10 protein-coding genes are annotated in these 10,217 nt (G+C 37.1%); 2 read left to right on the top strand and 8 right to left on the bottom strand.

Annotation, left to right across the window (positions count from 1 at the left end):
- Nucleotides 1–460 precede the first annotated feature (460 nt).
- On the bottom strand, nucleotides 461–1,882 hold the full coding sequence (asnS, locus tag MUW73_RS02285) for an asparagine--tRNA ligase (RefSeq protein WP_243017966.1): 1,422 nt from the start codon (nucleotides 1,880–1,882) through the stop codon (nucleotides 461–463).
- 130 nt (nucleotides 1,883–2,012) lie between these two features.
- Between asnS and rpoN the strand changes: the two genes are divergently transcribed.
- Nucleotides 2,013–3,431 carry an RNA polymerase factor sigma-54 gene (gene rpoN, locus MUW73_RS02280; protein WP_243017967.1) on the top strand — a complete coding sequence of 473 codons (1,419 nt, stop codon included), beginning with the start codon at nucleotides 2,013–2,015 and terminating at the stop codon, nucleotides 3,429–3,431.
- Nucleotides 3,432–3,450: 19 nt separating this feature from the next.
- Here rpoN and MUW73_RS02275 read toward each other — a convergent pair whose 3' ends face one another.
- Genes MUW73_RS02275 through MUW73_RS02265 form a run of 3 tightly spaced genes read right to left on the bottom strand, consistent with a single transcriptional unit; the run spans nucleotide 3,451 to nucleotide 5,105 of the window.
- The gene (locus MUW73_RS02275) at nucleotides 3,451–4,071 is read right to left on the bottom strand and encodes a hypothetical protein (RefSeq protein WP_243017968.1); all 621 of its coding nucleotides are present in this window, start codon (nucleotides 4,069–4,071) and stop codon (nucleotides 3,451–3,453) included.
- Between the two features lie 15 nt (nucleotides 4,072–4,086).
- Complete coding sequence (secG, locus tag MUW73_RS02270) at nucleotides 4,087–4,467, bottom strand: preprotein translocase subunit SecG (RefSeq protein WP_243017969.1); 381 nt, start codon at nucleotides 4,465–4,467, stop codon at nucleotides 4,087–4,089.
- Between the two features lie 2 nt (nucleotides 4,468–4,469).
- A complete protein-coding gene (locus tag MUW73_RS02265; RefSeq protein ID WP_243017970.1) occupies nucleotides 4,470–5,105 on the bottom strand; it encodes a hypothetical protein in 636 nt (211 codons plus the stop codon).
- A 47-nt stretch (nucleotides 5,106–5,152) separates the two neighbouring features.
- Here MUW73_RS02265 and MUW73_RS02260 point away from each other — a divergent pair, with 47 nt between their 5' ends.
- Nucleotides 5,153–5,329 carry a hypothetical protein gene (locus MUW73_RS02260; RefSeq protein WP_243017971.1) on the top strand — a complete coding sequence of 59 codons (177 nt, stop codon included), beginning with the start codon at nucleotides 5,153–5,155 and terminating at the stop codon, nucleotides 5,327–5,329.
- Here MUW73_RS02260 and lptE read toward each other — a convergent pair.
- The 4 genes from lptE to MUW73_RS02240 all read right to left on the bottom strand — a co-directional run bounded on the left by lptE (nucleotide 5,310) and on the right by MUW73_RS02240 (nucleotide 10,024).
- Nucleotides 5,310–5,861, bottom strand: a complete 552-nt coding sequence (gene lptE, locus MUW73_RS02255) for an LPS assembly lipoprotein LptE (RefSeq protein WP_243017972.1) — start codon at nucleotides 5,859–5,861, stop codon at nucleotides 5,310–5,312. The two genes, MUW73_RS02260 and lptE, sit on opposite strands and share 20 nt — an antisense overlap.
- On the bottom strand, nucleotides 5,830–7,074 hold the full coding sequence (locus MUW73_RS02250) for a sigma-54 interaction domain-containing protein (protein WP_243017973.1): 1,245 nt from the start codon (nucleotides 7,072–7,074) through the stop codon (nucleotides 5,830–5,832). Before MUW73_RS02250 ends, lptE begins: the two co-directional genes overlap by 32 nt.
- A 13-nt stretch (nucleotides 7,075–7,087) precedes the next feature.
- Nucleotides 7,088–8,539: a tRNA (N6-isopentenyl adenosine(37)-C2)-methylthiotransferase MiaB gene (miaB, locus tag MUW73_RS02245; protein WP_262914867.1), complete on the bottom strand. Its 1,452-nt coding sequence runs from the start codon at nucleotides 8,537–8,539 to the stop codon at nucleotides 7,088–7,090.
- Between the two features lie 414 nt (nucleotides 8,540–8,953).
- Nucleotides 8,954–10,024, bottom strand: coding sequence for a hypothetical protein (locus MUW73_RS02240; RefSeq protein ID WP_243017974.1), 1,071 nt, complete (start codon nucleotides 10,022–10,024; stop codon nucleotides 8,954–8,956).
- Between the last annotated feature and the right edge of the window lie 193 nt (nucleotides 10,025–10,217).

Genomic DNA, 10,217 nt, shown 5'->3' with positions numbered 1-10,217 from the left:
TGCTAGTAAAAAAACGCGCCCTTTGAAAAAAGTGCGATCAGAAAGCGCAGTTTACAGATGAAAAGAAAAACAGTTGCCGGGATGGATTGCAGGTAGGCTCCTGTTTTTCCAGCTGTAAACTAAGCTTTCAGCCACTTTTTTCATCAGCGCTTGATTTTTTGGTTACTTTTTTATCAGGAAAAAAGTAACAACAAAAATTCATTTTCTACTAATTTCGTCAACACAAACCAAAGAGTTGCTAAATATAATCGAAGAAAAACCACAGTCGTGAACGGATACGCTTTTTTCGTATGCATTCGAGCCTATGGCGGTTCTAAGGGGCGTTTTTTAGTCCACTTCTGCCACAGTAGTGAATGGACATGTTTTCCTTTAGTTATAACCTATCTCTATGGATGTCAGCTAAACAGAAATAATTAAAAATATAGCTAATAACCTGTTCCTAACAAACACAACAAGCTGCTTAACAAGGCACATGTCCTGGTGTACGTGGAAATGGGATTACATCCCGTATGTTTTCCATTCCGGTTACAAACAATACAAACCGGTCAAGCCCTAAACCAAAGCCACTATGGGGTATGGTACCGAATCTTCTGGTATCCAAATACCAGTCCAAGTCTTGAATCTCATTACTCTGCATGGCTGCTTGTAAATAATCTATGCGCTCTTCCCTCTGGGATCCCCCAATAATTTCTCCTACACCAGGGAAAAGTAAATCCATGGCTGCTACTGTTTTGCCATCATCATTTTGGCGCATGTAAAATGCCTTGATAGCTTTTGGATAATCAGTTACTACTACAGGTCTTTTAAAATGGTGCTCTACCAAGTAACGTTCATGTTCCGATTGTAGATCCATACCCCAACCTGTAACAGGATACGCAAATTTACCATGCTTGTTTGATTCAGAATCGATTAAAATAGCGATTGCTTCTGTATAGGTAATACGGGCAAAAGGCTGTTCTAATACAAAGTTTAATCTTTCTAATAGCGGCATGGGGGCAGTTTTATCTTCTTTATTTCTATGGCTAAGCAAGCGTTGATTTAAAAATTCAAGTTCTGCTGGGCATGTTTTAAGTAGGTAGGCTAATAAAAATTTTAACAATGCTTCTGCTAGTGCAATCGTATCGTCCAGATTATTAAACGCTACCTCTGGTTCAACCATCCAAAATTCTGCTAAGTGTCTAGTGGTATTAGAATTTTCTGCTCTAAAGGTAGGTCCAAAAGTATAGACTGCTCCTAGCCCCATAGCAGCTGTTTCTGCAGCAAGCTGTCCAGAAACGGTTAAGTTAGTAGCTTTGCTAAAAAAATCTTCTTTAAAATCAATGTTTCCATCTAGATTTTTAGCTGTATGCATAGGATCCAGGCTGGTTACACGAAACAATTCTCCTGCGCCTTCTGCATCAGCTGCTGTAATAATAGGTGTATGGAGGTAAAAAAAACCACGCTCATGAAAAAAGTGGTGGATGGCATAACTAATCGCATGCCGGATCCTAAATACTGCGCCAAAAGTATTGGTACGAAAACGAAGATGTACCAATGAGCGTAGAAATTCCAACGAATGAGCCTTTGGCTGTAAAGGGTAGTCTGGGGCATTCCCTAGTAGGGTGAGTTGATGGCCATGTAATTCTATTGATTGGTTGGCACCTTGTGAGGCAACTAAACTTCCAGAGACGGCAATGCTAGCACCTGTAGCTAGTTGGTTGAGCAACGCTTTTGGTAGGTCAGATGGGGTCATGACTACTTGTAAATGTTGCTGACAAGAGCCATCATTGAGTGTAAGAAATATGACCTGCTTATTGATGCGTTTGGTACGGATCCAACCTTTTGCTTCAACCTGCGCACCAACTGTGCCAAATTGTAAAAGTTCTTTAATTTTGGTATGCAATGTATTCTTTTTAGATTAGCGGTTACTTTTGTTTTAGTATATTGATAAACCCTCTGTAATAAGAGCTAGACCTATAAATAGTAAAGCCTAATCTATAAATAGTTTTTATTTAATCCAACTGAATGCTAAGATGCAGCAATTACACTTAGAAAAAAAGTTAACGCAAAGGTTGTCTGGACAACAAATTCAGTTTATTAAGCTGTTGCAAGTACCTACTGTAGCGCTCAACGACTATATCTCAAAAGAAGTTACAACGAATCCTTTGCTAGATGAGGGAACATCCTTAGACAATGAAGAAGTGGCGCCCTTATCAGAGCCATTTATTCAAGATCTTTCTAATTATCGCTCAGCTGATTTAAATAAACAAACATATAAAACAGCATCCCAATCTGCTCGTCACCTTTGGACACCAGCTATTGTTTCACTGCAAGAAAAATTAAAAGAACAACTTTATTTGCTTGATTTAAGTAAAGTAGGGTATATAATAGGGGAGCATCTGATTGGTAGTTTAGACCAAGATGGTTACCTGACATGTGACCTAGAAGTTGTGGTGCAAGATTTGCACGTAATGCATTATTTAGAACTTTCTTTGGAAGAAGTAGAAAAAGTATTAAACGCTATTCAGCGCTTAGATCCACCTGGTATTGCGGCTAGAAATCTCCAAGAATGCTTATTAATACAACTAAAAGGACAGAATCAAGAAGATCCTATTATTCAATTAGCCCAGGGTGTGGTAAGGAATTGTTTTGAGTCTTTTACAAAGAAACACTATCACCTAATCGTAAAAAAATTAGGCCTTTCAGATACCCATCTTTTAAAAGATGCTCTAGCCCATATTGCTCGGCTTAATCCTAGACCAGCTAGGCATACCAATGGCATAGATTATAGCAATGATTACCTTATGCCAGACTTTATCATATGCCAAGATCAAAGAAGGCTTACTGTTGAGCTAGTACATTATCCTGTGCATAAGCCACGTTTTAATCAAAAGTATCTTACTATGCTGGAAAGTTATGAACAAAAGACAAATCAAGACTTAGCAAGTCAGGAGATGATTGCCTTTTTGAAAAAAAAGCTAGAGCATGCTAAATGGTTTATGGAGGCGCTTAGTCAACGTAGTCAAACACTTTTAAAAACTATGGAAGCCATTTTACAACTGCAGTATGCCTTCTTTCTAGAAGGCGAAGAAACAGATAGATTAAAACCAATGGTTTTGCAAAATGTAGCGGATAAGGTTGGCATGGATGCTTCTACGATTTCAAGAATTGTTAACCAAAAATCAGTTCAAGGCAAGTTTGGTGTCTATCCATTAAAATTTTTCTTTTCTGAAGCCATCAGTAGGTCTACTGGTGAAGATATTAGTAATAAAGTTGTTAAAAATAAGATTTTAGAACTCATTAACAGTGAAGATAAGCAAAATCCCTATTCGGATGATCGTATCTTATCGCTATTAATAGCCCAAGGATATCATGTGGCACGTCGTACGGTAGCTAAGTATAGAAAGCAATTACATTTACCAGTTGCTAGGTTGCGGAAGGTACTGGTATAATAATAGAGCTAAAAGGGCTTTAACCTAATAAGTTGTAACTGACTTTTAAGGCAAGTTGTTTGGGCCTATGTTTTTTGAGACCATAGAGTAGGTCATTACTGATAGATTTTCTATCTATGGCTGACCAGGCAAATTGCCAACAGATATCTATTAGCACATTAGCTAGATCGATACCAATGCCTACTATATAGCCATTGATTTTTTTGCTATAGTTTGCTATAAGATTATTTCCTTGTAATTTCGTATCATCTAAACTATTCAAAGGTATGCGAAAGATGAGTCCAATGTGAGGACGCAACCAACCCAAAAAAGGCATGCCAATCGTGAAAGGCACGGTAATATATCGGAAATGCGCTCTATTTAACTGATTGGGTAATTTATGCCAATCTAATACAAAGCAAGGGGCTAGTTTAGCATATAAAAGCCAAAGGTCTAGTTTCGCAAACCAGCCAACCTGGAGTGCCAAGTTCTTTGTATCAATTTTTTTGGATGACGCACTTGTGTCGAAGCTACTATAAAAGCCAGCTATACCCAAAGATGGTCCTGTGGCGATGCCAATAGCCCTTGATGGATTTGGTATAAGTGCATACGCTAGAAAGAGAGGACCCAGAATAGATTTTTTTATGCTTATTAGCTTCATAATCTAGCTGTAAGGTTAATTTTGAGGGGTTGCCTTTGTTTCATTAGATGCAGGCTGCTTTTGGATATTGGTTGCATCTTCTTGATCCGTTGGAAGCAATGGAGCATTTAATGCTTGTTCTTCCTGTACTTTAGCCAAGTTGGGGCTTATATTCAACTGGGGGGTATTTTTAAGAAAAATGGAAGATAAAAGGGTTAGGAAGAGCAATAAACTAACCAGCACCCAAGTTGCTTTTTCTAGAAAATCTGCCTTTTGATTAATACCAATTCGCTGCACAGAAGCTGAACTACCACCTGAGGGAGTGATTCGTTCTTTAGGTTCTTGTAATAAGATAGCACCGACCAATAGAATGGCTACGATAATAATAAGTATAGTAAGCAAATTGAATATAGACATAACTAAGAATTACTGTTTAAGCTAGCAATGATATCCTGAATATACGATTTTTTTTCAGGATGCTTGTCCATTATATAGTTATAAATTTCAATGGCGCGTTTGTATTTTTTTTGTTGTATCATTATTCTGGCCAATGTTTCAGTTGCAAAACGATCATCTAAAGTAGTTCGTTGCTCGGAGAGATCTACGGACGTGTCCTCTTTTAAGGGTACTGCCTCTACAAAAGGATCGAACTGCAAATTTTTACTTAAAATGGTATCGATAATAGAAAATTGTTTGATACTATTTTCATTGGTACTTTTTTTTAGCGATTTCTTGGCAATTAGTTCTAGGTAGTTATTAGCGGTAGCAGCTGTTTCTTTCCAAGATGTAGGCTGGGTACTTCTAACAATTGGTGGGAGTGAAAGTTTGTTTTCTAACCATTTCCGAAAATGCGTACGATCAATAGCATAGGTAGCAGCCCTTTGAACCGTCATCTTTTCTACATCTTGCTCTTGCTTATAGTGTGCCTTGGCAAGGAGTGCATGGGCTAGGTAGAAATAAGGGTATGTTTGTATAAGGGACTCTAAATCAGGTATGTCTTTTGGGGAAAGCTTGGCAGGTTGTGTCAATAATGTTAATAGTCTTTGAACGTGCATGGTAAAAACAATTTGAATAGACTTTTTGCAAAGTATCTCTTCACAACATGAGTAAAAAATTAATTTTTAAAGCCATTCAAAAGGCTGCTTATGCCCCAGAATTGGTAGGAGACACGAATCACAAAAAAGGGATCTACTACACAAAATTTGAGACACCGGATCTAAGTTTACTAGCAGAAGTGGCGTTTCGAACGCAGGCTAATCTTACCAATTATCTTCTATAGATTTGTTACAAATATCATCTACGAGTTGACAAAAAATTTCTTCAATCAATAGAGGTTCTTTTTCTAATTGATTTTCATTGGAAAATATATCTGCACTAGCTGAAAATTGTTTTTTCTTAAATGAGGATTCTTCATCTGCAGGATTCAAGTAAGAGACTTCTATGGTTATGGTTAAGCGTTGTACTTCTTTAGGGTTATTATCCCCAGAGCTATAATCCCCTTTATCTTTTGTACTAAAGGCTGTATGATAGGCAAAAGATTTAATTACTCCTTCGTATTGGATGTCACCATCTTTTTCTTCTTTGGTCAAAGTAGTCATGCGCAATATTTTTGATTCCAGTTTTTCAGTAAGTTTTTGGGTCATATCTGTTGGACCCTCTGAAACCTCTGTATAAAAAGATTTAACAGAAAAAGTCTTAATATCAGGAGAAAGTGCAACACCTGAAAAGGTAAAAAGACCACAACTGTTTAACCATAATAAGCTAAAAAAAAGGTATAGACTATTTCTTAAAATCGGACTCTTCAATCTCATATTGTTTAATTTTTCGATAAAGCGTTCTTTCAGAAATCCCTAAATCATCAGCTGCATTTTTACGATTTCCGTCATTTTTTTTCAGAGATCTACGAATTAATGCTTGTTCTTGCACTTCAATAGAAAGGTTTTCTGTTGCTTGGGACTCACCCATACAATTTACATTATCTTCTTTAAAGGATTGTGTTGTATCCAAAAAATGGATTGGCTTAGCTTTATTTTCTTGCTCACTATGAGTTTCAAATAAGCGTGCATGGTTTTTGATCATGGGATGGTTCATGGAAGCAGACCCCATTAGGTTAAATATTAATTCTTTTAATTCCGCAACATCTCTTTTTAAATCAAAGAGAATAGGGTATAGCCATTCTTTTTCAATCAACCCATTATCATTCCATTGTTTATACAATACGGGTAAGGTATGGCTTTGTGCTTTTGGTAAATATTTTTCTAGTATGCTTGGGGTAACTATAACCGCTTCTTCAAGTAGTGCTATTTGCTGTACAATATTTTTTAGCTGACGAATATTACCTGGAAATGAATAGGTGCGTAGCATATCCTTTGCATCTGGGCTAATCTCTAGGGGTTTAACATGGTATTTTGTAGCAAAATCACTAGAAAACTTATGAAATAATTGTATGATATCTGCACCTCGTTCACGAAGAGGGGGGATGCTAATAGGAACGGTATTGAGTCTGTAGTATAAATCTTCTCGGAATTTTCCTTGCTTAATGGCATAGAGTAAATCTACATGTGTAGCTGCCACGATACGCACTTTGGCTTTTTGTACACTAGAAGTACCTACTTTTACATATTCTCCATATTCTAATACACGCAAGAGTCTGGTTTGTGTCCCCAAAGGCATTTCACCTATTTCATCTAAGAAAATAGTGCCCCCATTGGCTTCTTCAAAATAACCTTTTCGGCTTTCTATTGCTCCTGTAAAGGAGCCTTTTTCATGGCCAAACAGTTCAGAATCTATAGTGCCTTCTGGAATAGCACCACAGTTAATAGCTATAAAGTTGCCATGGCGGTAGGGGCTTAGTGCATGAATAATCTTGGAGAAAGATTCTTTTCCGGTACCACTTTCTCCCCTAATTAAAACGGAGAGGTCGGTAGGCGCTACCTGCATGGCTATTTCAATGGCTCTGTTTAACGATGGAGCATTGCCAATAATATTAAACCGTTGTTTGATGTATTCGAGATCTTCTTTCATAACTTTCATAGGCTTAAGCTACCACGTTTCCAAATAGGGTGGCTGCGTTGCAATCTACGATTTGTACCGCTACATAATCTCCTATTTGGTAGTTCCCTTTGGGAAATACTACGATTTTATTTTGACTGGTTCTACCTTGAAAAAAGGTTTCTGATTTTTTGGAAGACTTTTCAATTAAAACCTGATAGACTTGGCCTATACTTTTTTGGTTGTGCATTAAGGCATGTGCACGCTGTTTAGCTATAATTTCACTTAATCGGCGCTTTTTAACCACTTCCGGAACATCATCCGCATATTTTCTAGCGGCCAATGTGCCTGGCCGTTCAGAATAGTAAAACATAAAAGAAAAATCATATTGCACATAATCCATTAGCGAGAGGGTATCTGCATGTTCTGCTTCTGTTTCGGAACAAAATCCTGCAATCATATCAGAAGAAATGGCACAAGATGGACCTAAAATATGCCTAATAGCCACAATTCTTTCGATATACCAGGCGCGGTCATAGGTACGATTCATCAGTTTTAAGATGCGGCTATTGCCACTTTGAACAGGTAAATGAATATGCTTACAGATGTTAGGATAAGCTTTCATAGTATACAACACTTCATCGGTCATATCTTTGGGGTGAGAAGTAGAAAAACGAACCCTTAACTGGGGATCAATCTCAGCCACCATAGCCAGTAATTGGGCAAAGTTAATGGTTGCATCGCTAGGCTTTCTATGATCTGGTGAGGCAGTAGCTGCCGTGATGGATGGACACCAATTATAAGAATCTACATTTTGCCCCAAAAGGGTGATTTCTCTATAGCCTGTTTCAAATAATTGTTTAGCTTCTTGGACAATAGAATCCGGATTCCTACTTCGTTCACGTCCTCGCGTAAAAGGGACAATACAAAAAGAGCACATATTATTACATCCTCTCATAATAGAGATAAAAGCAGTGACACCATTTGAATGCAATCGGACAGGTGCAATATCGGCATAGGTTTCTTCTTTGGATAAAAAGGTATTGACTGCTTTATGTCCTTGATCTACTTGACTAATTAATCGGGGTAAGTCTCTATAGGCATCTGGACCCGCTACCAAATCAACTACTTTTTCTTCTTCTAGTAATTGGGTTTTAAGCCGTTCTGCCATGCAGCCTAATATACCGACAATCAGATCGGGTTGTTTGATTTTCTGTTGGTTAAAAACCAATAATCTATTTCGAATTGTCTGTTCAGCTTTATCCCGAATGGCACATGTGTTGATAAGAATCAGGTCTGCTTCAGAATAGTGATCTGTAAAAACAAAACCTTGTTGCGCCATAATAGAAGCCACTATTTCACTATCAGAAAAATTCATTTGGCAGCCATAGCTTTCTATATATAGTTTTCTAGGAAAGGGAGGGATTTGGCTACTAGCCTCTTTAGATAGGCTTGGTGTTGGTGAACCATGCTTAGCAATAAATGTTTTGTTTTTCATATGAATATCATTATGGTGCTATATATACTATAGTCGTATCTATTCAGCGCACATCGACAGCAGTAGGTTATACCTGAAAAAAAACTTTATTGACTTAAGTGTCTTAGACACTGTAAGTTTATCCTTATCAACCTAACTGGGCCTTCTTCTTCTTATATCCTTAGCTATTCATTGATTCCGCTACAAATTTCTTCTGTTCTTCCAGAAATTCTTTTATCATTTTGTATGTTTTACCTGGATCTGCACAAGATAATAACGCCTTTCCTAAATGTCTGTTCATCAGTCGGCCAAGCGATTGCCCCAATGTTTTCGATAAGGCATCTTTGAATTGCCTATCACGCTGGTTTGATAAAACCAATGCTAATTTTTGTGCTTATAAAATTTACATAAATCTTGTCCGTCCATACTATGATCTCATGGATAGTCGGATTGTTTTATCAAGCTGTAAATATTGAATTTTTTATCTGTATAATACTTCTTATACTTCTCATATCCTTGGCTATTCATTGATTCCGCTACAGATTTGCTTAATGCTTTTTCGAACTCGTCCCAGGACTTTTGGTTCATTTTTTTACACTTAACTGGATTTAATATACTATGATGCATTAGTATATTATAGAGTTGCTTTTTGAAAGATTCGTTGGCTAGTTGGCAAAACTGTTCGTCTAATGCCTTTAAAAAAGAATTTTTAAATGAGCTATCAAGCTGTTTTAATGAATTTAATTCTGAGCTTACCTCGCTCTTTAGCTTTTCTTTCATTGATATAATAAGCTCTATAGTAATGTCTTCGTAGATTTTCTCTATGGCAGTCATGAATCTTGTGCCATAATAATCATAATCAATTTCCATAGCATTTAGACTTGAATCTGTATTATTTGATACATCCTTTCCAGCTCGTAGATTATTGAATTGTTGTTTTGTATAATATTCCTTGTAGTCCTTATATCCTTGTTCATTCATTGATTCTATTACAGATTTTGCTAATGTTTCCCAGCACTCATCGTAGTTCTTATATCCTTGTTCATCCATTAATTCTATTACAGATTTTGCTAATGCTTCGCAGCACTCATCTTCTATTTTTTTGCCCTCAAGTGGATCATATTCAGAAGTAGGTCTGATCAGTTGGTAGTACGATTTCTCGAATGTCTTTAAAAAGTCATCTTTGAATTGCCTATCACGTTGGTTGGATAAATCTAATCGTTCGTTTAAGTCCCATTCTAATCGATCCTTTATGAGGCTCATTATCAATTCCTGTGTAGCGCTAAAATGTTGTCGTAGAGGGTTCTTGTTCGATTCCTTGGATGTATGGCTAGAATGTTGTGGTAGAGGGTTCTTGTTCGATTCCTTGGATGTATGGTTAGAATGCTGTAATGTAAGGTTCTTGCTGGAGGCTGTGTTGTTACCAGAACCACCACAGTTAGCCCCCATTAATGTAATGGTAGACAATAGACCAGCCTGGTACAAAAATTTTATATAGTTGCTCATTTAATGAATTTTTTATTTTACTTTTCTGTATCTGTTCAAGGCTTTTTTAACCACTTTTTTCTTGATAAAAAAGTGGACAAAAAATCAAGCCCTGTGTAAAAAGTTGCGGAAAGCGTCCGTTACAACTGGAAAAACAGAATCCGCCCTTCTTGCCTCCTTCTCAACTGTTTTTATATTTCAGTTGTAACGTTCG

The sequence above is a fragment of the Candidatus Cardinium sp. cByotN1 genome, from assembly GCF_022810525.1.
GTDB lineage: Bacteria > Bacteroidota > Bacteroidia > Cytophagales > Amoebophilaceae > Cardinium.
The sequence above is the reverse complement of the archived record's forward strand: the minus strand, read 5'-3'. Positions and strand labels throughout refer to the sequence as shown.

Coding starts and splice junctions, on each gene's coding strand:
- rpoN (WP_243017967.1), top strand. CDS start 2,013: ATGCAGCAATTACACTTAGAAAAAAAGTTAACGCAAAGGTTGTCTGGA.
- MUW73_RS02275 (WP_243017968.1), bottom strand. CDS start 4,071: ATGAAGCTAATAAGCATAAAAAAATCTATTCTGGGTCCTCTCTTTCTA.
- secG (WP_243017969.1), bottom strand. CDS start 4,467: ATGTCTATATTCAATTTGCTTACTATACTTATTATTATCGTAGCCATT.
- MUW73_RS02265 (WP_243017970.1), bottom strand. CDS start 5,105: ATGCACGTTCAAAGACTATTAACATTATTGACACAACCTGCCAAGCTT.
- MUW73_RS02260 (WP_243017971.1), top strand. CDS start 5,153: ATGAGTAAAAAATTAATTTTTAAAGCCATTCAAAAGGCTGCTTATGCC.
- lptE (WP_243017972.1), bottom strand. CDS start 5,861: ATGAGATTGAAGAGTCCGATTTTAAGAAATAGTCTATACCTTTTTTTT.
- MUW73_RS02250 (WP_243017973.1), bottom strand. CDS start 7,074: ATGAAAGAAGATCTCGAATACATCAAACAACGGTTTAATATTATTGGC.
- miaB (WP_262914867.1), bottom strand. CDS start 8,539: ATGAAAAACAAAACATTTATTGCTAAGCATGGTTCACCAACACCAAGC.
- MUW73_RS02240 (WP_243017974.1), bottom strand. CDS start 10,024: ATGAGCAACTATATAAAATTTTTGTACCAGGCTGGTCTATTGTCTACC.